The sequence below is a fragment of the Halorubrum sp. AS12 genome (assembly GCF_051122765.1).
Classification (GTDB): Archaea; Halobacteriota; Halobacteria; order Halobacteriales; family Haloferacaceae; genus Halorubrum; species Halorubrum trapanicum.
In genome coordinates this window covers 212,085-234,625 of the sequence record NZ_CP185385.1, presented here as the reverse complement: position 1 = coordinate 234,625, position 22,541 = coordinate 212,085, and the positions used below count along the sequence as shown (strand labels likewise).

Genomic DNA, 22,541 nt, shown 5'->3' with positions numbered 1-22,541 from the left:
GATCGAAGATCTTGTCCGGCGTTCCCGTTCGGCCAGTCGAAAAACGCAACCCGTTTTACGCGAGCGGCCGCAGATACGGCAATGACAGATCCGGTTCCGGTCGCTGTCCCTCGCAAGGGACGCCCGCTCGAAGCGGTATTAGAGCGGATTGCGGCCGTTTCGGACGACGACCGCCTCGACCGGCTCGCGGACAGCGTCAGCAACACGCTCCGGTACGAGAAGGCCGTCACCAAGGGCTCGGTCGACGCCGACGGGGGACCGTACGAACGGCTGGCCGAGTACTCCGACCCCGCGACGCCGGCGGAGCCGGAGTTCACGCTGCTGCGCGACGACCGGAACGGGAAGCCGCGCCGAATCGTGTTCGACGCCGCCACGGTCGATCTGGGCGACGTGACGGTCAAACTCGTCGGTCGCGAGGAGCCGTTCCGGGCGCTGCGAACACACGAGTTCGCGCTCGGGTTCGACTCCGCGGACCTCGTCTTGGAGGAAGTGGTCGAGATTAGGGGGACGGGTCTCGGAAACATCTCCGACATCAACGACCGCATCGATCCGGTCGACACCGACGTTAGAGTCGTGACCGGACTCGGCGACACGGTGTATCACACCCTTATGGGGCGCGAAGAGGGGAGATCGCCGGGCGCAACGTTCGACCGCGCGTATCTCGCCGACTACGAGGGACCGCTGTGTATCTCGCCGCGGTACGAACGTCTCGTCACCGCGGTGTTGGGAACCGACGCGCTCGACGGCGTCGAGTTCGTCTATCCCGACGCGGACGAGGAGGAGGAGGCCGCCATCTCCCGGGTCGGTCTCGGCGTGTACCTCACCGTCACCGGCTCGACCGCGCGCGAGCACGGGCTTTCCGTCGGTGAACACCTCTTCCCCAGCGAGACGGTCCTCATGCGTAACGCGGCCGAGACGGACGAATCAGTGTCTCGCGTTCTCCGAGCGCTCGAACGCGAGGTCGCCGACTCGGAGATTCGCGTCTGACTCGCAGACGATATAGCGGCATGGGATATACACGTTCGCGCTGAGATGGGATCGGGTCTCGACACGCGGTCGCCGAGTCTGTATGTCCGATCCCAAGACGGTGTAGTTTCGATCCCTCCGGGCTTCGAACGCGGAGCGGCATGACGCTGAACAGAGTCGTACTCGTCCGAGGACCTCGGCGGGCACGATCGGGCGAGTCGTTCCGAACACGTGAACTGACCCGGATCGCTCCGATTCCACCACCTCACCCACTAATTGTATATCCCAAAATATGGCCCGATCTTCCCGAAAGTAAGGTACTGAACATCGGGATATTTCAAACGAAGCGGTCGAATTAGGGTACTACGTACGAAGATAAGGTCATTTATCCGGAAATCTGGGATAGATTGAAGTTACGCCATCGAGAACCGTCGTCCGAGAACGATGGCAGGGGATCGACAGTCGGTGAAGACGTACGTGCCGGCGGAACAGAAAGACGCGTGGCGCGACCACGCCGACGAACTCGACATGTCGCTGAGCGAGTTCGTCAGGACGATGGTTCAGGCCGGACGAAAGGGGTTCGCGCCGACTGACGCGACGGGTCGCGAGGAGCCCGCTTCCGAGGGGTCGGACCCTGGGGGTCACGACCTTGAAAAGCGCGTCCACACGGTTCTCAAATCGGGCCCCTGTTCGTGGGACGAACTCGTTCAGGCGGTTGTCGGCGACATGGAGGACGAGTTGGAGGCGACGCTCGACGACCTACAGGATCGCAACCGCGTCCGGTACAGCGGCCGGGACGGAGGGTACGTGTTGACCGATGAGTAGCACGCGCACGACCCCCGACCCCGACGACCCGATCGGCTACTTCCTCGAAGACCTCACGTATCACGGGAAAACGAATCGGACCAGAGCGGCGTACGAGCGTGTCCTCCGGCGATTCGAGTCGTTCCTCGACGACGCGAACCCGGGTTCTGCGACCCACCGCGACTGTATGTCGTTCGTCCACTCGCTGCGGGGCGACGTCGCCGACAGCACCGTCGCCACGTACGCGGCGTACCTCCACCGGTTTTACGGGTACATGACGGAGGTGGGCGCCTTCGACGGGAATCCGATGACGCTGGTGATGGAGGAGATGGACGAGACGGTCGACAAAGACCCCGCTCGCCGCGATGTCTCGATTCCGGCGATGCGGTCGTTCGTCGCCGAGATCCGACATCCGCTCCACCGCGCGCTCGTGGTGACGCTGCTGAAGACCGGGATGCGGGTCGGCGAACTGTGTAACCTCGATTTACGGGACTTGTCCGTCACCGACTCGGACCTCAACGCGGCGTACTCGCTCGGGGACCGCCCGGCGCTGTCCGGACGCCCGGATTCGATCTTCGTGACCGCCGAGGCGACCGTCGGCGAAGAGCTGAACGGGGAGATTCGAACGGCCGCGAACAAGCGTAAACGCGGGACGGTGATCCCGGTCGACGACGAACTCAGTCGGACGCTGAAGCGCTGGCTCGCGGTTCGGCCGGACTCGCCGTCGCCGGCAGAACCGCTGTTCGTCGGTACCGCGGAGGGGTGGGGCGAACGCCTAGAGCCGCAGGCGGTCAGACACGTTGTCGAGCGGTACGCCCGCGAGGAGGGATGGTATCGCACGGGCGGCGGCGCCGACGAGAACGTCACGCCCCACTACTTCCGGCACTTCTTCACGACGCACCTCCGGGACCGAACCGGAGACCGCGGCGTGGTGAAGTACCTCCGCGGAGACGTCGCCGACGACGTGATCGACACGTACACCCACAACTGGGGCGACCAAGTGCGGGAGACCTACGAGGCGAACGTCTATCGGCTCCTCTCGTGAGCAGATTCCTCTCGGAACGTCGTTTCCTATCAGTTGGTCGCTGACGACGAGATATATGTTGCTTAGTGAACAACGAGATTAGTCCACGAGAGGACACATAAATTCTATGCCGCTATATCTAATCGTCCTCCCCGTGGAGATGCGAATGCTTCCGGAAACGTCACGGAATCGACTAAGGTGCGGGCTTGTTCGGGGATTCGATCACCTTCCGCCGGGGTGTGACACCACGGCGAATTCGTTCGTCGACCTCTCTCCGTTTTCCGACGCACTCCCACATTTAAGAGCCGTATCGGAGTTGCGTACGGTATGCCCGCTATCGAGTGCCGGAACCTGACCAAGTACTACGGCGACGTCAGAGGGGTCGAAGACGTCTCGTTCACCGTCGGGGACGGCGAGGTCTTCGGGTTCCTCGGACCGAACGGCGCGGGGAAGACCACCGCGATCCGCACGCTGTTGGGGTTCCTCTCGCCGACGAGCGGCGGCGGAACGCTGCTCGGTCACGACGCGACCGACCCGGTCGCTTCGCGTCGCGCCCGCGAGCGGATCGGCTTTCTCCCCGGGGATCCGGGACTCGACCGCGACCGCACCGCGGAGGCGTTCCTCGATCACCAGGCGGCGCTCCGCGGCGAATCGAGCCGCGAGCAGCTCGTCGACCGGTTCGGACTCGACGAGTCGCGCCGGATCGCCGACCTCTCGCGGGGGAACCGACAGAAGGTGGCGCTGGTGGCGGCGTTCATGGACGACCCGGACCTGTTGCTGCTCGACGAGCCGACCTCCGGACTCGACCCGCTACTTCAAGAGGAGTTCGCGAGCCTCGTACGCGAGCGCGTCGACGACGGGGCGAGCGTGCTCCTCTCGTCGCACGTCCTCGGCGAGGTGGCCGCGCTCTGCGACCGCGTCGGCGTCCTCCGGGAGGGCCACCTCGTCGCGGTCGAGTCCGTCTCTGACCTCCGGTCGCGGGGCGGGAAACAGGTACGCGTTCGGGTAGCCGAAGATGTCGAACGCGCCGACTTCGAGGTTCGCGGCACCATGAACCTCCGCGTCGGCGAGACCGTCTCGTTCACGTGGACCGGCGAGTACGACGCGCTGATCGACCTGCTTTCGAACTACACCGTCTTGGACCTCGACGTCGTCGACGCGCCGCTCGAAGAGGCGTTCATGACGTTCTACGACGGCGACGTGCCGGGACCGACCGGAGACGGGGGAGGCGGCGCGACGCGCGGCGACGGCGCGGCGAGGGACGCGACCGCAGACGCCGGAGGTGACGCCCGATGAGCGACCGCCCGGCGCCGTGGCTCGCTATCGCACGGTACGACGCGGCCGGGCGCGCCCGCGGCTCGCTCGTGGTGACGGGGCTGCTCTCCGCGTTCCTCCTCCTCTTCTTAGCCTTCTTCCCGTCGCTGTCGACCGCCGGGATAGACCTCGACGCGTACGTCGAGGCGTTCCCGCCGGCGTTTCAGGAGGCGTTCGGGATCATCGCCATCTCCTCCATCGAGGGGTTCCTGGCGGTGGAGTTCTACCAGTTCGCGTGGCTGCTCCTGGTCGGCCTTTACCTCGCGTACCTCGCGGGGGAACGATCGCCGGCGATGTCGCCTCCGGGCGGATGGACCTCACGCTGTCGGCGCCGGTCGCGCGCCGCGACGTGGTCATCGGGCGGTTCCTCGGGCTGGTTCCGCTCGTCGCCCTGCTGAACCTCGTCCTGCCGGTCGTCGCGTACGTCGGCGTCCTCGCGGTGGGCGAGACGATCGCAGTTGAACGGCTCATCGCGGTCCACGCGCTCGCGGTCCCGTACCACCTGACGTGCGTCGCGGTCGGGATCGCCGTGTCGACGCTCGTCTCGCGGCCGGGGATCGCCCAGCGGGTCGCCCTCGGCGCGCTGTTCGCCCTGTTCATGTTCGAGTCCGTCGTCGCGAGCACCGACTACGCGGAGTTCGGGGACCTCAGCCCGACGGCGCACTACGACCCCTCCGCGGTACTCGTGTTGGGCGAGTACGACCTGACGGGCGCGACGATCCTGCTCGCGGCGGCGGTCGTCCTCGTCGCGCTCGCGGTCGTTCGGTTCCGGCGCGCGGACCTCTCGGGATAGCGCCCTCACTGGCACGATACCGCCTCTCTGGCGCCTCTCGCGTCCCCTCCGTCGCGTCCGCGGTGCGGCCGACGCCTGTCCCTTTTTAGGAAGATACTTCCCTGTCCCTGCCGGATCGGGGAACATGAGTACCTACACGGTGAGTGGACGGTTCCAGAGCCGAGACGGCGACCAGCCGTTCACGAAGGACGTCGAGGCGGAAAACGAGGATCTCGCCCGCGAGCGGATCTACACCAATATCGGGAGCCAGCACAACCGGAAGCGCACTCAGATCGAGATCGAGGAGGTGTCCGCGGCATGATGGGCGGCGGACAACAGCAGCTCCAGCAGCTCTCCCAGGAGCTGCAGGCGCTCGACGAGGAGATCGAGGCGCTCGAAGACGAGATCGCCGACTACCGCGAGGAGAAGGCCGACATCGACGACGCGGTCGAGGCCATCGAGACGCTCGACACGGGCGCGACCGTCCAGGTCCCGCTCGGCGGCGGCGCGTACCTCCGCGCGGAGGTCCAAGACATCGACGAGGTCATCGTCTCGCTCGGCGGTAACTACTCCGCCGAGCAGGAGCAGGACGACGCCATCGACGTGCTCCGGAGCAAGCAGGAGGCGCTCGACGACCGCATCGAGGAGACCGAGGAGGAGGTCGAGGAGCTGGAGTCCGAGAGCGACGAGCTCGAACAGCAGGCCCAGCAGATCCGAACAGCAGATCCGAGCAACAGCAGATCCGAGCAGATGGGACAGGCCCAGGACGACGAGGAGTAAGACGAGGACTCGACCGTGTTCGACGGACTGAAAGACAAGCTCTCCGGCTTCCGTGAGGACGTCGAGGAGTCGACGGAAGTCGAGGAAGAAGCCCCTCCCGAGGCGGAATCGAACGCCGAGAGCGACGCGGTCGTCGAGGACGACGCCGCGACGGCCGACGCCGCTGCGGCTGAGACCGCCGAAACCGCTGAGGCCGACGAGACCGCGGCCACCGACCCCGCCGACGAGACGGGATCGGACGACGAGCCGAGCACCTTCCAGCGCGCGAAGGCGTTCGCGACCGGTCGGATAATCATCGAGGAGGAGGACCTCGAGGAGCCGCTGTGGAACCTCGAGATGGCGCTGCTCGAAAGCGACGTGGAGATGAGTGTCGCCGAGCAGATCCTCGACAGCGTCCGTGAGAGCATGCTCGGCGAGTCGCGCAAGCAGGTCGAGACGACCGGCGAACTCGTCGAGTCGGCCCTTCACGACGCCCTCGTCGACGTCATCGCGGTCGGCCAGTTCGACTTCGAACAGCGGATCGCGGAGGCCGAGAAGCCGGTCACCATCGTCTTCACCGGCGTCAACGGCGTCGGGAAGACGACGAGCATCGCGAAGCTCTCGGAGTGGCTCGCCGACCGCGGCTACTCCTCGGTCCTCGCGAACGGCGACACGTACCGCGCGGGCGCGAACGAGCAGATCCGCGAGCACGCCGACCGGCTCGGCCGCGACCTGATAAGCCACGACCAGGGCGGTGACCCGGCGGCCGTCATCTACGACGGCGTCGAGTACGCCGAGGCGAACGACGTCGACGTCGTCCTCGGCGACACCGCGGGCCGGCTCCACACGAGCGACGACTTGATGGCGCAACTGGAGAAGATCGACCGCGTCGTCGACCCCGACATGACCCTCTTCGTCGACGAGGCGGTCGCGGGGCAGGACGCGGTCAACCGCGCGAAGGAGTTCGACGACGCCGCCGCGATCGACGGCGCCATCCTGACGAAGGCCGACGCCGACTCCTCCGGCGGTGCGGCCATCTCCGTCGCGTACGTCACGGGCAAGCCGATCCTCTTCCTCGGCACCGGACAGGGGTACGACGACATCACCCTGTTCGACCCAGAGGACCTCGTCGAGAGCCTGCTCGACGAGGAGTGACGGCGCCTTTGGTTTTCGTTGCACGCGCTCACCGCATCCCGGAGCGCCAGCTCTCGAAGTACGCGCTCGCGGGGTGGTAGTCGGGTTCGACGCCCGGCGGCTCCGGCGAAACCGGGTCGCCGTCGGTCCCCGCGGGTGGTCGCTTCTCGTACCAGAGTCCGGCCGGCCCGCGGTACGCGTCGGCGCGGTCAACGAACCGCTCGTGCCACTCGCGGAACCGACCGGCCGTCTCCTCGTCGCCTCGCTGGGTCGCCCGCTCAGCGAGCGCCGCGGCCGCGCCGATCCCCTCCGCGAGCGCCCAGCCGTACCGGTCGCCGACGATAACCGTCCCGTCGCCCTCGACGGTGTACGCGAATCCCCCGTCGGTCCAGCCGAGGTCGACGCCCGCGTCGAACAGCGCGACAGCGCGGTCGTACCAGTCGCCCGAGCCGGGGACCGACTCGCGCTCCGCCGGTGCGATCGCGTCGTACCGGTCCAACAGCGCGCAGAGCTTCGCCCACTCGACGTGGTGGCCCGGCTGGTATCCCGGCGGGCGGAACCGGTGACGCGGCTCGTCGGCGTTGTACCCGAACTCGTGGGTCCAGTCCGCGTCGTAGTGTTCCCACAGCAGGCCGTCGGTCTCGGCCGCGAGTCCGACCGTCAGCCGCTCCGCGATCCGACGCGCGCGGTCGAGGTGGGCGTCGTCGTCGGTCGCTTCGTGGGCGGCGAGGAACGCCTCGCACGCGTCCGATGTTGGCGTTCTGGCCGCGGTACGCCTCGCGCTCGGTCCAGTCGGGACCGCAGTCGCTCTGGAGGCTGCCCGTCCCGTCGCGGAACCGCGCGTCGAGGAGGTCGACGGTCGCGTCCAGCCCCGCGGCCGCGCCGTCGACGCCGGCGTCGGTCGCTCGGGCGTACGCGAGCAGGACGAACGCGTGGCCGTACGCCGAACGCGTGCGGTCGACGGGCGAGCCGTCGGACTCGACGACGAGACGGTATCCCTCGCTTCGGTCGGTCGCGTCCGCGCGGTGTGCCGACTCCAGGAACGCGATCCCGTGTTCGGCCGCCTCGGCGCACCAGTCGGGGCCGTCGGCGACGGCGCCGGCCGAGAAGTTCGCAACCGACCGGCAGGTCGCGACGAGGTGTCGACGGGCTCCGGTGTACGACTCCCCGCTCTCCGGGTCGAGCAGGTGGAAGCCGCCGGCCGGGTCGAGCGCGTCCGGGAACTGGAGCCGCAGCGTCGCGAGGAGGCGGCCGCGGAAGGAGTCCGGGTCGTAACGCGTCATGCGTCTCCGTGGCACTCGTCGCGAGAAAACCCCGGCGCTACGCCACCGCGATCCGGGACCGAAACGCCGGTCGGCCGCCCGCCGGAAGGCCGGTCGCCCGGAACAGTGCGCCCGCGCCGTCGCCCTCGCGTTCCCTGTCGCCGCCCGCGAGCGCGGTGGTCAGGTACAGCGTGTCACACGAGGGACCGGCGAACGCGACGGACGCGACTTTCCGCGCGGGGAGTTCGATCGCCGCGACCGCTCTGCCCGTCGGATCGTAGCGGACGGCCCGTCCGCCGTCCCACCGGGCCGACCAGAGGTGGTCCTCAGCGTCGACGGTCAGGCCGTCGGGGACGCCGTCTCCGGGCGGCGTCTCGACGAAGGCGCGTCGGTTCGCTATCTCGCCGGTGACGTAATCGTAGTCGAACGCGTCGATCCGACGCGCCTCGGATTCGGTGAGGTAGAACGTCGTCCCGTCCCCGGAGAATCCCATCCCGTTCGGGATGTCCAGCCCCTCGACGACGACGCGCGCCGAGCCGTCCGTGTCGATCCGGTAGAGGTCGCCGAGCGCGTCCTCCCCCGGCATCGTTCCGGCGAACACCCGTCCCTCCGGGTCCGCGACGACGTCGTTGAACCGCGTGTCCGCGTCGACCGTGAGGACGGTCTCGGCGTCGGACGCCCCCGGAACGAAGCGCTCGACCGCCCCGCGGGTGAACAACAGTAGCGCTCCGTCGGCCTCGATCGTGTACCCGCCGAGGGGGACGCCGTCCGTCTCGTACGCGACCGCGTTCTCGCCCGTTTCGGGGTCGTACCGGTACAGCGCGCCCGCCGGGATGTCGACCCAGTAGAGTCGTCGCTCCGCGGGGTGCCACAGCGGTCCCTCGCCGGTGTGCGCCCGCGCGTCGGCGACGCGTTCGGTTCGAGCCATACGAATCCATGCCGAACGTTGGCACTTGAGTGTGTCCGCTGACGAGAGCGGCGTTCTCGTCCGCGCGCCTCGTCAGTCGTCGCCGGGCCGCCCGGTCGGCTTCCCGCGTTCGCCGCCGGGCCGAGAAGCGGCCGACCGCGACTCGGCCCGATCGACGATCCGCGCCGCGGCGTACACAAATCCGACGCCGAGCGCGGCGCCGACGACGACGTCGGTGAGCCAGTGGATACCGAGGTACATCGTGGAGAACACAACGGCGGCCGCGACCGCGGCGGCGGCGGGCGTCCACCGGGGGTGGGTCCGCCGCGAGCGCCACGCGACGGCGAGGACGGCCACCGACAGCGAGGTGTGGAGCGACGGGAACACGTTCGTGTTCGACGCGACCGCCGCCGTGAGGTCCTGCGTCTGCGGGTAGACCTGATACATCAGTCCGGACACGGTCTCCAGGTGGTTCCGCGGCCCGTACGAGATGAACAGCGTGTAACAGACGGTGCCGACCGCGTAGTTCAGCATGTACGCGACGAGCAGCTCCTTCAGGTGTCGCCGTCCGTGCCCCTCCGAGAGGAAGTACGTCACCGGCGCCGCGACGAGGAGGAACGCGAACCCGACCATGTAACTCACCGTGAAGAACTCCAGCGTCGCGTCCGGCGTCAGGCTCTGAAGGCTCGCCACGAATTCGCCTTCCAGCGCGTACAGTTCGTCGGTGATGTTCCAGTCGAGCGCGCGCGAGAGCCGCAGCCGATACCCCTGCGTGATCTGTTTGACCGCGAGCAGCGCGAGCGCCGCTCCGAGGTAGGGGGCTATCTCGCGGAGGCGGTCGTCGACGTCGGTCATCGCCCGGGACACCTGTCGAGGCCCGATACAGAGGAGGGCTGTGACCGCCGTCCCGGCGACGACGGAAATGCCGGTGGCAGCGGTCACTTCGAGGAGCGCCATCGTCGTTTTCACACTGTCGTCGCGATATATGAGTGACACGGTGTCTCGCCGCCCGCCACCTCTCAGCGTCGTGTCGTTCGCGTCCGATCGTCGAATCGACGACGGGGTGGGCAGCAGGAACCGTCCCGCCGGACCGGGGTTCAGTGCCGATCGGACTGAACGTGTCCGTCGTGATACGCCTCGACGAACGCTCGTCGTAAGACGGTCAACAGGACGTACGTCTCGTATTTCTGCGTTCGACAGTGCTCACAGGGCTCCATCTCACCGGTGATGTCGTCGATTACGTCGCCGTATTCGTCGGTCAGCGTGGCGAGCGCCGTCTCGACCTCCGGTCGGACGGCTTCGATCAGTTCCTCGATATCTGAGTCGGCCGAGTCCGGGAGCGAGTACGAGAGGACGGTCGTGTTCGCCCCGTAGTGTTTTGTCGTCCCGCCACGCCCCTCCTCGAAGCGGACGACATCGACCAGTCCCGCGTCCCGGAGTTCGTTGATGTGATGGCGAACAGTGTTCTCCGTCCGGTCGACACCCCTGTCAGCGAGGCGGCGATGGACCCCGCTTGCCGGTAGCGTCTCGTCAGCGAGGATATCGAGAATCATCGCCCGCATCGGTTCGTCGATGGCATCGGACACCCGAGTGTCTCGAACGGCGATGTCCTCGAGTTCAGTCTCGTTGGACGTGCTCATACGTGGGTCGACGGCGTGGACGCGCTAAGTAGTAACGACCGCTGTCTCAACCCGTCTGACGCCCGCTTCCGGAGACTCGCCGAAGCCCGAGACGACCCGTTTGTCCGCTCAAACGCCCCGTATCGAAATTCAAACATATCATTTGAAAAATATATTAGTGGGCGCGGGCGCTACGTCGAACTGTAATGAGCGAAACCCAATTCCGCGTGATGGACTTCGACTGTCCGAGCTGTGCGAGCACCGTCGAACGCGCTCTCGCGAACGTCGAGGGCGTCGAGAGCGTTGCGGTTCACTACTCGACCGGTCGCGTCGAGATCCACTACGACGCCACCGTCACCGACCCGGACGCGTTCGAACAGATCATCGAAAACCAGGGATACACGCCCCAGCCCGCCTAACGAGGTGTCCGGTATGGATTCCCGATCAGTCAAACGGTACTACCGCAAACACCGGAAGGCCGTCATCGTCGCGGTGAGCGGCCTCCTCTACGCCGGCGGCTGGAGCCTCGGCTACGTCCCCGCCCTCGACACCGTGAGCACCGCGACCCTGATTCTCGCGGCGATCGTCGGCGGTTACGACATCGCCAAGGCCGCTTACCACGAGGTGAAGAGCCGAACGCTCGGCGTCAAGACGCTCGTGACGCTCGCGGCGATCGGTGCCATCGCCATCGGCTCCTACTGGGAGGCCGCCGCGGTGGTCTTCCTGTTCGCGCTGGGGTCGTACCTCGAAGGACGGACGATGCGGAAGACGCGCAACGCGCTCGAAGAACTCCTCGAGATGACGCCTGACACGGCCACCGTGCGCCGTGACGGCGAGCAGAGGGAGGTGCCCGCCCGCGAGGTCGAAGCAGGCGAGGTCGTCATCGTCAAACCCGGCGAGAAGATCCCCGTGGACGGCGACGTGATCGACGGGGAGACCGCCGTCAATCAGGCGCCGGTCACCGGCGAGAGCGCGCCCGTTCACAAGGCCGACGGCGACGAGGTGTACGCCGGCACGATCAATCAGGAAGGGGCGCTGGAAGTCAGGACCACCGGTGCCGGCACGGACACGACGCTCCAACGGATCATTCGACGCGTCGAGGAGGCTCAGGAGGCACAGTCGCCCACCGAGAGCCTTATCGACCGGTTCGCGCGGTACTACACGCCGGCCATCATCGTGCTCGCCGTCGGAGCGTACGCGGTCACACAGAACGCGATCCTGGCTCTGACGCTGTTGGTCATCGGGTGTCCGGGCGCGCTGGTCATCGGTCCCCCGGTCAGCATCGTCTCGGCCGTCGGCAACGCCGCCCGGTCGGGCGTTCTCATGAAGGGCGGTGAGCACCTCGAACGGGCCGGCCAGATCGACTTGGTCGCCTTCGACAAGACCGGGACGCTCACGAAAGGCGAGACGGCAGTCGCTGCCGTCGAGGGGTTCGACACCGACCCCGAGGAGGTGCTGGAGCTCGCGGCCATCGCCGAGAAGCGGAGCGAGCACCACCTGGGCGACGCCATCCGTAGCGCGGCCCGGGACCGCCTGACGCCCGCGACCGATGGCGGAACGACGGTTTCCCGGACTGACGCCGAATCGGCGGTCCCGGACGCGCGCTCGCTCCCCGAGCCGGACGAGTTCGACGTGGTCGCCGGGAAGGGCGTCGTCGCCGGCCACGACGGCCGCGACATCGTCGTCGGGAACCGCGCGTTGCTCGACGAGCGCGGGATCGACGTTTCCGATGAAATCGCCGAGTACGTCCGCGAGCGCGAGGAGAGCGGAGAGACCGTCGTCCACGTCGTTCGAGACGGCGTCGTCGTCGGCGCGATCGCCCTGCGGGACGGACTGCGGGAGGCCGCGCCCGGCGTCGTCCGAGAGCTTCAGGAGGCGGGCATCGAGACGGTGATGCTCACCGGCGACAACGAGGGGACGGCCAGGGCGATCGCCGAGGAAGTCGGCATCGACGACTACCGCGCGGCGCTCCTGCCCGAGGACAAACAGGACATCATCACGGAGTACCGCGAGGCGGACCACGTCGTGGCGATGGTCGGGGACGGCATCAACGACGCGCCGGCGCTGGCGACCGCCGACGTCGGTATCGCGATGGGCGCGGCCGGGACGGACACGGCCATCGAGACCGCCGACGTCGCGCTGATGGCCGACGACCTCGATCGGATCCCCTACGCGGTGAAACTGAGCAAGGCCGCGCGGCGGAACATCTACGAGAACGTCGGGCTGGCCCTCGTTGTGGTAACGCTGCTGCTGGCCGGCGTGTTGACGAGCTACGTCACCCTCGCGCTCGGGATGCTCGTCCACGAGGCCAGCGTCCTCGCCGTGATCGGTAACGGCATGCGCCTACTGCGGTACTGAGCAGACCGAATACAAACGGACGGACTCACGATGTCAAGAAACACTAATCCGACCGATACGAACCGAACCGAGGAGAGCTGGGCCGTCGAATACGACGTGGAACCGATCCGCGTCCGCGACCCCGTCGCAGAAACGCTCGCCGTCCTCGACCCCGGTGACCCCTTCGTCGTCACCTACGAGGACGTGGTGAAGGCGGCGGGTCACTCGTGTCCGACCGCCTCGGGCGCCTACCGCGTCGCCCAGTTGGGTCTCGCCGCGCTGTATCCCGACGAACTCCCTATCCGCAGCGAGATCGAAGTACTCGCTGGCGGACCGCGAGACGACGCCGCCTACGGGGTGATGGGGCGTCTCATCTCGTTCGTGACCGGCGCCGCACAGGAAGACGGCTTTCGTGGGCTCGCCGGGGGCTACGGTGATCGCCGGAACACGCTGACGTTCGACGCGTTCGACCCCGATAGTGCCGACCCCACGTTCAGGTTCCGCCGGAGTGACACCGGCGACGCCGTCGAGGTGACCTACCACGTCGGCGACGTTCCGGACGGCGGGCCAGCAGTCAACAACCTCCGACGGATCGTCGAAGGGACGGCGAGCGAGGCAGACCGAGAACTGTTCGCAGAAGTCTGGCACGGCCGCGTCCAGGCCGTCCTGTCCGATGACTCCCTCTTCGAGGTGAAGGCCGTCAAACGGTAGATTCGGAGCGCCGCATCTCGGAGGACGGAGCTGATGCGTGCCTTCCGTTCGGCAGTATCAGTTCTGTACCGATGCCGCTCAGGCTCTTGTCCGGGTCGGTCTTCGCAGAGACGCTTGTGAGGTTACACTCGTGGGCGTTCGACCGCTTCACGGAAGCTGCTCGTAGGTTTGAAGTCATTCGATATCGGGTGGCTGTCTGAGCCACGCTGGCCCGCTGTCGCACGGAGTGCGACGCTTGGGGCGGTCAGCCTCACCGACATCGTTGCGGTTTCTCCGAGGCACGACTGTTACGGCTGCCGCTCGCCACTGGGAGGTAAGCTGTGTCGGCACCGGATGTATTGCTCCGAGAGAGGTCGGAAGCTCAGTCGATGAAGCCGAGCGTCTCCTCGATCCGGCCCAGCTCGGGACCGGTCGTGTCCTCGCCGACGACGTACCCCTCGTCGGTGGCGACGAGACCGGAGCCGACGAGCGGCGCACCGTAGTTGACGGTGCCGAGGTCGGCGCGGACATCGAGCGCCTCCTCGACGGCCTGAAGCTCCGACTCGGTCGATTGGGGGTGACAGAGCACGCCCGTGTTGTTGGCGACCGCCGCGGTGCCGACGGTCCGAACGCCGCCGAGGTCGCCGCGAGTCACGGGGACGTCGAGGGCGTCTTTGATCGTCTGGACCGCCTCGCGCGAGAGGTCCGGATGGACGTACGCGCCGTAGTCGTTCGCGAGGACGACGTTGCCGGCGGCGTTGATCTCGCCCGGGAGTTCGCGCACCGGGACGCCGGCGACGTCCGCGATCCGCTCTTTCTCGCGTTCGCTCGCGCGCGCAGAGACGAGGACGCCGCTCTCGTTGCCCGTCGCGAGGGCCCCGACCGTGTTGGACCGCCCGACGGTCGTGGGCAGCGGCTCGGTGCCGAGTTCCGCGCCGAGGTCCTCGGCGAGCGCCTCGTCGACGTCCGGCCGGATCAGGAGGATATCGTCGACGGCGCGGGCGAACACGCCCACGTACGACGAGCCGGTGAAGGTCGCCCGTAACACGTTACTCGGCGTGCTCGGCCTCGACGACCGGCTCGCCGTCCTCGACGAACCGAGCCGCGCGGACCCGCACCGTGCTGGGCGGGTTCTGCCGCCCGTTCGTCCAGACGGCCTCGTTGACGGAGCCGTCGATGATCACGTCGTCCTCGTCGACGGAGAAGTGCTTGGCGAGGTGCTGGCGCGTGATCTTCATGGCGTAGTCGGCGCGCTGCTGGACGGGCTTGTCTTTGGCGTCGCGGAGCGGGACGGTGACGACGCGCTCCTCGAAGTCGTTCGTCGACATTTACTCGTCCAGGTCGTTCCGGCGCCAGTTGCGCCGCTTGGGGTTTCGCGTCACGTTCATGTCCGTCTTCATCATGACCCACGCGGGGACGCGGGTGTTCTGGCGCTCCGCCTTCGCCAGACGCTTCTTTTGAGCCTTCGACTTGTCTCCCATAGTGGCGCACACTTTCCGCGGGGCGCATAAAACCCCTTCCATACGGGGTCGCTCCCGAACCGAGAACGAGCCGGTTTGAGCGCCGCCGCCCTACAGTTCCCGCTCGGCGACCCCGGCGTAGATCCGATAGCAGCGGTCGAGGACGTCCAGGCTCGCGCTCTCGGTGTCGGTGTGCGCCTCCCCCGGCTCGGAGGCGCCACAGACCAGACACTCCGTGCCGGCCCCCGACAGCCACCCCGCGTCGGTCGCGTGCGGCTTGGTGACGTGTTCGGGCGCGTCGAGGCCGCGCTCGTCGTGGACCGTGCGGGCGACGTCGAGCGCGGCGTCGGCGAACGCGGCGTCGCCGCAGGCCATCGGCGGGAGGTCCTGATCGACGACGAGCTCGACGCCCGGCACCGCGTCGGCGACGCCCTCCAAGTCGGCGTAGCCGCCCGGGACCGTCCGCTCGTCGACCGTCGCCTCGCAGCGCTCCGGGATCACGTTCCACGTGTCGCCGCCGTCGACGATCGTGACCGCGAGCGACCCAGACACGTCGTTGCCGAGGACCGTCGCCCGCGGTGTGTCGAGGTCGCGGACCCCGTCGATAGCGTCGCAGGCGCGGTAGATCGCGTTCTCGCCCGCCTCCGGCTCCGAGGCGTGGGCGGCCTCGCCGCGCGCAACGAGCCGCGATCCGCGGCGCCCGCGGTGCGCGACGACCACGTCCGTGACGCCCGACTTCGAGTAGTTCGTCGACCCCTCGGCGACGACCGCCCGGTCCGGCGCGAACCCGGCGTCGATCGCGTGGCGCGCCCCTTCGCCGCCCACCTCCTCGCCGACGAACGAGGCGAAGATCAGTTCTCGGTCCGGCGGCGGCGCCGCGTCCCGAAACGCGAGCATCGCGGCCGCGACCGACCCCTTCATGTCGGCGGTGCCGCGGCCGTAGATCCGGCCGTCGCGGCGCTCCACGACGTACTCGCCGTCGAGTCCCTCGCCCGCCGTCTGTTGCGGTGCGGGCGGGACCACGTCGTGGTGGCCGATCAGGGCGAGCGACTCGGCGTCCGGGTCGTCGGTCGCGCCCGCGAACGCGAACACGTTGCCGGCGTCGTCGCGCTCGACGGTCGCGTCCGTCTCCGCGCGCAGCCACTCCTCTATCGCGTCGCCGGCGGCCGTCTCGTCCTCGTGGGAGGGGATCGAGACGAGCCGCTCGGTCAGCTCCGCGAGTTCGTCCATGCCTCCCGTGGCGGCCGTCGTCGCATAAGCGCATCCCTCGCCGCGAAGCGGACGGGCCGCAGTCCCGTCTCAGGTCGTGAACAGCTCGGTGTCGTCGGGCACCGCGAACAGCCCGAGCCTGACCCCGGCGTCGAGCCAGCCGTAGCCGTACGAGTAGGCGGCGAGCGCGTTCACGGGGTCGCCGTCGGCGCGGAAGTGCCGCCCGTCGTCGAGGTACGACTCGGCCATCTCGGTCACGTCGGCGGCCGCCTCGCCGAGCGGCGTGTCGGCCGGCGGTCGCGGCTCCGCGGCCGCCAGCGCGTCCGCGAGCATCCGCTCGTACCGGTCCGTCTTCTCCTCCAGATCGGCGGGCATACGCGAGTGTTCCGGCGGGCGGACAAAAGCGGTCGGGTCGGACGAGATGTCGCGTACAGGGCGGGGCGGCTCCGTGTCGCCCCCGACGGAATCGGGAACTTTTATTCTCGCCGACATCTGGAATCCGGTGGATGATGCCCCGCGCTCGCCCTCCCGCCGGGAGTCGGTCGGCCCTCGCGCTCGTGGCCGCGACCAACCTCCTCCCGCTCGTCGGCGTCGTCGCGTTCGGCTGGCGCGTCGGCGAACTGCTCGCGGTGTACTGGATCGAGGTCGTCGTGCTGGTCCTCGCGCACAGCGTCGCCGCCCTGTTCGCGGAGCGGCCGATCGACCTGGAGGACCGCTCGTTCTACATCGTCGGCTACTCCGAGAACACCGAACTCGACGAGGAGCGGTGGGGGACGGAGCCGGATCCGATTCATCTCGTCTCGTGGCTCCCGCCGATCTACCGCCGGAACGTCGGGGTCGTCGTCCGTTCGCTCGGCATTTTTCTCTTCCTCGCGTTCCCGCTCGCGTGGGTCGGCGGCGATGTCCTCTCGTACGCCACCCCGACCGTCGGACTCGCGGCCGTCGGGGTCTGCTTCGCGCAGGTCGCGGAGGTGCGCCGGGAGTTCTTCGCGGAGCGGGCCTACGAGAATCAGTCGCCGTACATGGTCGTCGAGGCGGCCCAGCGCGTCGTCTCCTTCTACCTCACTATCGGGATGCTGGCCGTCCCCGCGGTCGCGGTGGCGCTGATCTCGGTCGAAGCTGTCTTCGGATCCGGGACGCTCGACGCGGTCGCGGGGGCGCTCGGGCCGGGAGCGGTCCTCCTCCCGTTTCTCATACCCGTCACGCTCGCGAAGACGGTCGTCGAGTGGAGCCGACGGCGGGCCTTCCGCGAGGACGACCCGGAGGGGATCGCGACGTGGTTCACCGGCGAGGATCCGCGCCGAGAGTGGAAGAAGGACGAGGAGTCCTCCGGGGACGGGTAACGCCGAGGAACGAGCGGCCCGGAAAGCGCAACGCCGATACGCCCGGCCGCGAAACGACGGGCCATGTACGAGGCCGTTCACGCCCACCCCGACGGGGAGGCGACCGTCGCGCGCCACGCCGCCACCGCGGCTCGCCACGGTTACGACGGGATCGTCGTGCGAACGCGCGACGCGCTGGAGCCGACCGGCGGGGACCTATCGGTCGGAGCGGACGGTGACGGCGGAGCGGGATCGGTCGCGGCGGGTGGCGAGGAGAGCCCCGTGCGCGATCCAGACGCCCTCCGCGAGGAGTTCGGGATCGACGCCGTCGACGCCGTCGAGATAGACGCCGACGACCCCACGAGCGCCTCCGGCGCGGTCGGGAACTACCGCTCAGACCGGACCGTGGTCTGCGTCGTCGGCGGGGACGACGCGCTGAACCGGTTCGCGGTCGAGCAGTCCCGCGTCGACGTGCTGGTCCGCCCGATGGTGGACGGCGGCGACTTCAACCACGTCCTCGCGAAGGCGGCGCGCGACAACGGCGTCCGCGTCGAGTTCGACTTCGGCCCGGCGCTGCGCGCGACCGGCGGGAAACGCGTCCGAGCGCTCTCGGACCTCCGGAAGCTCCGCGAGATAGTCGACCACTACGACGCGCCGTACGTCGTGAGCGCGAACGCCCGCTCGCACCTCCAGCTGCGCGCGCCCCGCGAGCTGGTCGCGGTGGGCGAGGCGATCGGGTTCGACGCCGAGGCCGTCCGCGAGGGGCTTCGGGCGTGGGGCGACCTCGTCGAGCGGAACCGGGAGCGTCGCTCCGAGGGCTTCATAGAGCCGGGGGTCCGACGTGGCAGGTATGAAGAAGACGGTTGAGGAACACGCCGAGCGGTTCTCCGAGAAGGCGACCGAGTACGACGACTCGAAGAGCGACGAGTACCACGCCTGCGCGGGCCTCGTGATCGACCACGCGGCGCCGGAAGCGGACGATATCGTCCTCGATCTGGGGGCCGGGACCGGCGCCATCGCGCTCGCGGTCGCCGAGGACGCCGAGCGCGTGCTCGCTCGCGATATCAGCGAGGGGATGATGGAGGAGGGCCGCCGGAAGGCCGCCGACCGTGGCCTCGACAACGTCGAGTTCGCATACGGGGAGTTCCGCGACCCCGGATTAGAGCCGGACCAGCGGGTCGACGTCGTCACCTCGAACTTCGCGCTCCACCACCTCGCGGACGACGAGAAGCGCGAGGCGATCCGCGACATGTCCGAGACGGGCGCGCGGCGGGTCGTCCTCGGCGACGTGGCCTTCTTCGAGGAGCCGGACCCCGACGCGCCGTTCTACAGCCCCGAGGTCGACGACCCCGCGACGGTCGGCACGCTCGTCGAGGCGTTCACCGAGGAGGGGTTCGCGGTGACCGCCGTCGAGCGCGTCCACGACCAGGTGGCGGTGATCGTCGCGGAGCGGGTCCGCGAGCTGCCGGCGTGATCTCCCCGTGAAACACCTCCCGAAACACCTCCGGCCGCGGTGGCGGTACATCGCGGTCGGGGTCGAGTCGTGGTCGGACGCCGAGGTCGGGCGGCGGGCGTTCCAGCGCGCGCTGTGGTACAGCGCCGGCAACCTCCTCGGCGACGCCGGCAGCGCCGACGCCGACCTCACGCTGCTGTCGTTCTCGCACGCGGACGGGACCGGCGAGGCCGTCGTCCGCGTCAGACACGGCCACGTCGACGACGCGCGCGCCGCGATTGCCTGCGTGAGCGAGGTCGACGGCGAGCCGGTCGGAATCCTCGTCAGGGGGATTTCGGGGACGGTGCGTGCCTGTGAGGAAAGGTATATGGGTCGCGCGACCCCCAGTTCGACACAGCGAGACGTCGCGTTCGAGGGCGCCGAGCGGCCCGCGGTCGTGCGCGGAGACGCGTGCGACGTGCGGGCCGAGTCGGGTCGCGTCGGCGCGACGACGTTCGACACCGAGTGATATCATGCAGGGCCAATCCCAACAACAGGCGTACGACCGCGGCATCACAATCTTCTCTCCGGACGGCCGACTCTACCAGGTCGAGTACGCCCGGGAGGCGGTGAAACGAGGGACGGCGAGTGTCGGGATCCGCGCCGAGGACGGGGTCGTCCTCGCGGCCGACAAGCGCGCCCGATCCCCCTCATGGAGCCGGAGAGCATCGAGAAGCTCCACAAGGCCGACGACCACGTCGGCGTCGCGAGCGCGGGCCACGTCGCCGACGCGCGTCAGCTCATCGACTTCGCGCGCCGACAGGCGCAGGTGAACCAGCTCCGCTACGGCGAGCCGGTCGGCATCGAGACGCTGACGAAGAACATCACCGACCACATCCAGCAGTACACGCAGGTCGGCGGCGCGCGCCCGTTCGGCGTCGCGCTGATCGTCGGCGGTATCGAGAACGGCGAGCCGCGCCTGTTCGAGACGGACCCCTCCGGCACGCCCTACGAGTGGCAGGCGCTCTCTATCGGCTCGGACCGCAGCGACCTCCGCGACTACCTCGAAGCGGAGTACGAGGAAGGTATTTCGACGGACGAGGCGGTCGGGCTGGCGCTCGACACCCTCGCGCAGTCGAACGACGGCGAGCTGTCCCCGACGGCGTCGGCGTCGCGACGATCACCGTCGACGACCCCGAGTACGTCGAGCGCCCGACCGACGAGATCGAGGAGATCCTCGACGAGCGCGACCTGCTCGCCACCGACGAGGACGAGACCGACGGCGATAGCGACGAGGAGTAAGTCGACTCGCCCGCGATCGAAGCGACTACTTTTGCGGCCGCGAACGACCGCGCATGAGCGACGACGCGGCCGAGTCCGACGCCCCCGAGCGGCGACTCGGCGAGACCGCGCTCCCGGCGGGCTACGAGCTCCGAGAGACGACGCCGTCCGTCGCGGCGTTCCGCCGGCTCCGGCGGGACGCCGGCATGACCGATCGGTCGCGGGAGGCCGTCGAGCGCGGGCTACCGAACACGACGTACGGCGTTCACGTCGTCGAGACGGAGACCGGGCCGGCGGTCGGGATGGCGCGGATCGTCGGCGACGGCGGCTCCATCTTCCACCTCTCGGACACGGCCGTCGCGCCGCCACATCAGGGTCGGGGGATCGGGACGGCGATGGTGGACGCGCTCGTCGCGTGGCTGCGCGAGAACGCGCCCGAGGGCGCGTACGTGGACCTCCTCGCCGATGTCGACGGCTTCTACGAGCGGTGGGGGTTCGAGCGGACCGCGCCCGCGTCGAAGGCGTTGGGGATCCGGACTGAGGAGCTGTAGGGGTGGTCCGTACCGCGGAGCCGCAGCCTCGGCCGGGACGCAGCGGGTCGGGCGCGACCGGGTCGGGAGAGTTATGCCGTCGGAGACTGACCGGAAACGCGTCGACAAGACGGCACTCATCACCGGCTGTTCCTCGGGCATCGGCCGCGCCGCGGCGCACGCCTTCCTCGACGAGGGATGGACCGTGTACGCCACCGCGCGGAACCCCGCGGACGTCGAAACGCTCGGCGAGACGGGCTGTGAGCTCGCCACGCTCGACGTCACCGACCAGGACGACGTCGACCGCGTCGTCGACCGAATCCTCGACGAGGAGGGCGCGATCGACACGCTGATCGACAACGCCGGCTACGGCCAGTTCGGCCCGGTCGAGGACGTCACGACGGACCGCGTCCACGACCAGTTCGACGTGAACGTGTACGGCCCGCACCGGCTGATCCGGGCGGTCCTCCCAGCGATGCGCCGCGAGCGCGACGGGACCATCGTCAACGTCTCGTCGGTCGCGGGGCGCGTGTCGATGCCCGGCGGCGGCGTGTACAGCGGTTCGAAGTTCGCCCTGGAGGCGATGTCGGACGCGCTCCGGAACGAGGTCGCGGACCTCGGGATCGACATCGTCGTCGTCGAACCCGGTCCCGTGAAGACGAACTTCTCGAAGCGCGCGGAAGCGGAGGCCGACCCCGAGGAGCGCGAGGGGATCGAGCGGACCGAGGCGTACGAGGAGTTCTACGCGATGTTCGAGGACGCGCAGCTGATCGGCGGCGACGGTCCCGGCGCGGTCGAGCCGGAACTGGTCGCGAACGCGATCTACGACGCCGCGAGCGCGACCCAGCCCCCCGCGCGGGTCCAGCCCGGCACGGTCGCCCGCGTCGGCGTCCTCGCGCGGTTCCTCCCCGACGCGCTGCTCGACAAGGCGTACGGGCTCGTCAAGAATTTCACGTCGTAGGGCGGCGCGGACGACCGATCACGCGTCGGGGTCGACCGCGAACGGACTCTCTCCCTCTCGCCAGTCCCATCCGGGCAGCCGCGTCTGGAACCCCGCTGCGAGCGCGGCGTCGAGGTCGTCCGCGCCGGCGGTGCCGGCGCCGCGTTCGTCCGCCTCGGCCGCGGCGTCCCGGTCGACGTAGAGGTCGGCGACGTGGAATGTCGCCTGCGCGAGCAGCGAGAGGGGCCGACCACCGGCGATCGTCGCCGCCAGCTCGCGGCCGAGGGCCTCGTCGACGACGAACCCGGGGTAGTCGCCCGCCACGTCGAGGTCGCGCAGGAGCGCGACGCAGGCAGCGACGTTGACGGCGACCTCGCCGTCGGCGAAGACGGCGTCGACCTCGCGGCGGTACGCGTCGGGCGCGACCGCGTCCACCTCCGTCTCGAAGATCCGGCCGAGTCGGTCGCGGGTGTCGTTGAGTATCGGGACTACCACGTCGGCGCGGTCGCGGACCCAGTCGCGTTCGTCGCGGACCGTCTGCGGCGTGACGCGCATGGGCGGAGTTCGGCCGCCTGCGGCTTGCCATTTGCGAAGGCTTTTATAACGGCGGGGCAGTAGCGTGAACCAAGCGGGTTTTCGCTGGCTGTTCCCGCGTACGGAACCACTACGGACAGTACTTCCACTATGCCTACCCCGTCACGGTCGACCGATCGGCGGCGAGTCGCCGCGCGACGCGCGCCGCGATTCGACGACGGCGGCCTCGACGACCCGCAGTGAGA

General features: G+C 68.8%; 25 protein-coding genes and 4 pseudogenes. 18 read left to right on the top strand and 11 right to left on the bottom strand.

The genetic code is table 11. The features are described from left to right. Nucleotides 1-81: 81 nt before the first annotated feature. The 8 genes and pseudogenes from ACODNG_RS01215 (at nt 82) to ftsY (ending at nt 6,794) form a co-directional block, all read left to right on the top strand. Entirely contained in the window at nt 82-987 is a 906-nt protein-coding gene (locus ACODNG_RS01215) for a hypothetical protein (RefSeq protein ID WP_434522095.1), read from the top strand. Between the two features lie 423 nt (nt 988-1,410). After that, nucleotides 1,411-1,791: a DUF5805 domain-containing protein gene (locus ACODNG_RS01210; protein WP_434522094.1), complete on the top strand. Its 381-nt coding sequence runs from the start codon at nt 1,411-1,413 to the stop codon at nt 1,789-1,791. Then, nucleotides 1,784-2,815, top strand: a complete 1,032-nt coding sequence (locus tag ACODNG_RS01205; RefSeq protein ID WP_434522093.1) for a tyrosine-type recombinase/integrase — start codon at nt 1,784-1,786, stop codon at nt 2,813-2,815. The genes ACODNG_RS01210 and ACODNG_RS01205 overlap by 8 nt, the downstream gene beginning before the upstream one ends. Before the next feature lie 306 nt (nt 2,816-3,121). Beyond that, nucleotides 3,122-4,090, top strand: a complete 969-nt coding sequence (locus tag ACODNG_RS01200) for an ABC transporter ATP-binding protein (RefSeq protein ID WP_434522092.1) — start codon at nt 3,122-3,124, stop codon at nt 4,088-4,090. Continuing rightward, nucleotides 4,087-4,901: pseudogene (locus ACODNG_RS01195) on the top strand (ABC transporter permease). Before ACODNG_RS01200 ends, ACODNG_RS01195 begins: the two are co-directional and overlap by 4 nt. 124 nt (nt 4,902-5,025) lie before the next feature. Further along, the gene (rpl18a, locus tag ACODNG_RS01190) at nt 5,026-5,202 is read left to right on the top strand and encodes a 50S ribosomal protein L18Ae (protein ID WP_209543312.1); all 177 of its coding nucleotides are present in this window, start codon (nt 5,026-5,028) and stop codon (nt 5,200-5,202) included. Further along, nucleotides 5,202-5,660: a prefoldin subunit alpha gene (gene pfdA / locus ACODNG_RS01185; RefSeq protein ID WP_434523040.1), complete on the top strand. Its 459-nt coding sequence runs from the start codon at nt 5,202-5,204 to the stop codon at nt 5,658-5,660. Before rpl18a ends, pfdA begins: the two co-directional genes overlap by 1 nt. A gap of 15 nt (nt 5,661-5,675) precedes the next feature. Further along, entirely contained in the window at nt 5,676-6,794 is a 1,119-nt protein-coding gene (gene ftsY, locus ACODNG_RS01180) for a signal recognition particle-docking protein FtsY (protein WP_434522091.1), read from the top strand. A gap of 28 nt (nt 6,795-6,822) precedes the next feature. Here the strand turns inward: ftsY and ACODNG_RS01175 are convergent. The 5 genes and pseudogenes from ACODNG_RS01175 to ACODNG_RS01155 form a co-directional block, all read right to left on the bottom strand. Further along, a pseudogene (locus ACODNG_RS01175) lies at nt 6,823-7,464 on the bottom strand (AGE family epimerase/isomerase); the annotation flags it as partial. Between the two features lie 121 nt (nt 7,465-7,585). Next, nucleotides 7,586-8,056, bottom strand: a pseudogene (locus tag ACODNG_RS01170) (AGE family epimerase/isomerase); the annotation flags it as partial. A 37-nt stretch (nt 8,057-8,093) separates the two neighbouring features. Continuing rightward, nucleotides 8,094-8,963, bottom strand: coding sequence for an SMP-30/gluconolactonase/LRE family protein (locus tag ACODNG_RS01165; RefSeq protein WP_434522090.1), 870 nt, complete (start codon nt 8,961-8,963; stop codon nt 8,094-8,096). A gap of 72 nt (nt 8,964-9,035) precedes the next feature. Beyond that, nucleotides 9,036-9,899, bottom strand: a complete 864-nt coding sequence (locus tag ACODNG_RS01160; protein WP_434522089.1) for a phosphatase PAP2 family protein — start codon at nt 9,897-9,899, stop codon at nt 9,036-9,038. 140 nt (nt 9,900-10,039) lie between these two features. Further along, complete coding sequence (locus tag ACODNG_RS01155) at nt 10,040-10,582, bottom strand: ArsR/SmtB family transcription factor (protein WP_434522088.1); 543 nt, start codon at nt 10,580-10,582, stop codon at nt 10,040-10,042. Nucleotides 10,583-10,767: 185 nt separating this feature from the next. Between ACODNG_RS01155 and ACODNG_RS01150 the strand changes: the two genes are divergently transcribed. Genes ACODNG_RS01150 through ACODNG_RS01140 form a run of 3 tightly spaced genes read left to right on the top strand, consistent with a single transcriptional unit; the run spans nt 10,768 to nt 13,609 of the window. Beyond that, the gene (locus ACODNG_RS01150) at nt 10,768-10,980 is read left to right on the top strand and encodes a heavy-metal-associated domain-containing protein (protein ID WP_434522087.1); all 213 of its coding nucleotides are present in this window, start codon (nt 10,768-10,770) and stop codon (nt 10,978-10,980) included. 13 nt (nt 10,981-10,993) lie between these two features. Continuing rightward, on the top strand, nt 10,994-12,919 hold the full coding sequence (locus ACODNG_RS01145; protein ID WP_434522086.1) for a heavy metal translocating P-type ATPase: 1,926 nt from the start codon (nt 10,994-10,996) through the stop codon (nt 12,917-12,919). A gap of 30 nt (nt 12,920-12,949) precedes the next feature. Then, nucleotides 12,950-13,609 (top strand): hypothetical protein, encoded by a 660-nt coding sequence (locus ACODNG_RS01140; RefSeq protein WP_434522085.1) that lies wholly within the window; start codon nt 12,950-12,952, stop codon nt 13,607-13,609. A gap of 361 nt (nt 13,610-13,970) precedes the next feature. On the opposite strand, the gene ACODNG_RS01135 is transcribed toward ACODNG_RS01140, so the two are convergent. The 5 genes from ACODNG_RS01135 to ACODNG_RS01115 all read right to left on the bottom strand — a co-directional run bounded on the left by ACODNG_RS01135 (nt 13,971) and on the right by ACODNG_RS01115 (nt 16,632). Further along, a complete protein-coding gene (locus ACODNG_RS01135; RefSeq protein WP_434522084.1) occupies nt 13,971-14,636 on the bottom strand; it encodes a translation initiation factor IF-6 in 666 nt (221 codons plus the stop codon). Nucleotide 14,637: 1 nt separating this feature from the next. Further along, the gene (locus ACODNG_RS01130) at nt 14,638-14,916 is read right to left on the bottom strand and encodes a 50S ribosomal protein L31e (protein WP_006629921.1); all 279 of its coding nucleotides are present in this window, start codon (nt 14,914-14,916) and stop codon (nt 14,638-14,640) included. Then, nucleotides 14,917-15,069, bottom strand: coding sequence for a 50S ribosomal protein L39e (locus ACODNG_RS01125; protein WP_004050128.1), 153 nt, complete (start codon nt 15,067-15,069; stop codon nt 14,917-14,919). A gap of 90 nt (nt 15,070-15,159) precedes the next feature. Next, nucleotides 15,160-16,278: a M20 family metallopeptidase gene (locus tag ACODNG_RS01120; protein WP_434522083.1), complete on the bottom strand. Its 1,119-nt coding sequence runs from the start codon at nt 16,276-16,278 to the stop codon at nt 15,160-15,162. 69 nt (nt 16,279-16,347) lie between these two features. Further along, the gene (locus ACODNG_RS01115) at nt 16,348-16,632 is read right to left on the bottom strand and encodes a DUF357 domain-containing protein (RefSeq protein ID WP_434522082.1); all 285 of its coding nucleotides are present in this window, start codon (nt 16,630-16,632) and stop codon (nt 16,348-16,350) included. 131 nt (nt 16,633-16,763) lie between these two features. Here ACODNG_RS01115 and ACODNG_RS01110 point away from each other — a divergent pair, with 131 nt between their 5' ends. The 7 genes and pseudogenes from ACODNG_RS01110 (at nt 16,764) to ACODNG_RS01080 (ending at nt 21,783) form a co-directional block, all read left to right on the top strand. Beyond that, nucleotides 16,764-17,600, top strand: coding sequence for a DUF6498-containing protein (locus tag ACODNG_RS01110; RefSeq protein WP_434522081.1), 837 nt, complete (start codon nt 16,764-16,766; stop codon nt 17,598-17,600). Between the two features lie 63 nt (nt 17,601-17,663). Next, nucleotides 17,664-18,446, top strand: a complete 783-nt coding sequence (locus ACODNG_RS01105) for an RNase P subunit p30 family protein (RefSeq protein WP_434522080.1) — start codon at nt 17,664-17,666, stop codon at nt 18,444-18,446. Continuing rightward, nucleotides 18,430-19,053, top strand: a complete 624-nt coding sequence (locus tag ACODNG_RS01100; RefSeq protein ID WP_434522079.1) for a class I SAM-dependent methyltransferase — start codon at nt 18,430-18,432, stop codon at nt 19,051-19,053. The genes ACODNG_RS01105 and ACODNG_RS01100 overlap by 17 nt, the downstream gene beginning before the upstream one ends. A gap of 7 nt (nt 19,054-19,060) precedes the next feature. After that, nucleotides 19,061-19,540, top strand: a complete 480-nt coding sequence (locus tag ACODNG_RS01095; protein WP_434522078.1) for an Rpp14/Pop5 family protein — start codon at nt 19,061-19,063, stop codon at nt 19,538-19,540. Nucleotides 19,541-19,544: 4 nt separating this feature from the next. Further along, a pseudogene (gene psmA, locus ACODNG_RS01090) lies at nt 19,545-20,313 on the top strand (archaeal proteasome endopeptidase complex subunit alpha). A gap of 53 nt (nt 20,314-20,366) precedes the next feature. Then, nucleotides 20,367-20,843, top strand: a complete 477-nt coding sequence (locus ACODNG_RS01085; RefSeq protein WP_434522077.1) for a GNAT family N-acetyltransferase — start codon at nt 20,367-20,369, stop codon at nt 20,841-20,843. A gap of 73 nt (nt 20,844-20,916) precedes the next feature. Continuing rightward, a complete protein-coding gene (locus ACODNG_RS01080; protein ID WP_434522076.1) occupies nt 20,917-21,783 on the top strand; it encodes an SDR family oxidoreductase in 867 nt (288 codons plus the stop codon). 18 nt (nt 21,784-21,801) lie between these two features. Here ACODNG_RS01080 and ACODNG_RS01075 read toward each other — a convergent pair whose 3' ends face one another. Continuing rightward, nucleotides 21,802-22,317 carry a hypothetical protein gene (locus ACODNG_RS01075; protein WP_434522075.1) on the bottom strand — a complete coding sequence of 172 codons (516 nt, stop codon included), beginning with the start codon at nt 22,315-22,317 and terminating at the stop codon, nt 21,802-21,804. Between the last annotated feature and the right edge of the window lie 224 nt (nt 22,318-22,541).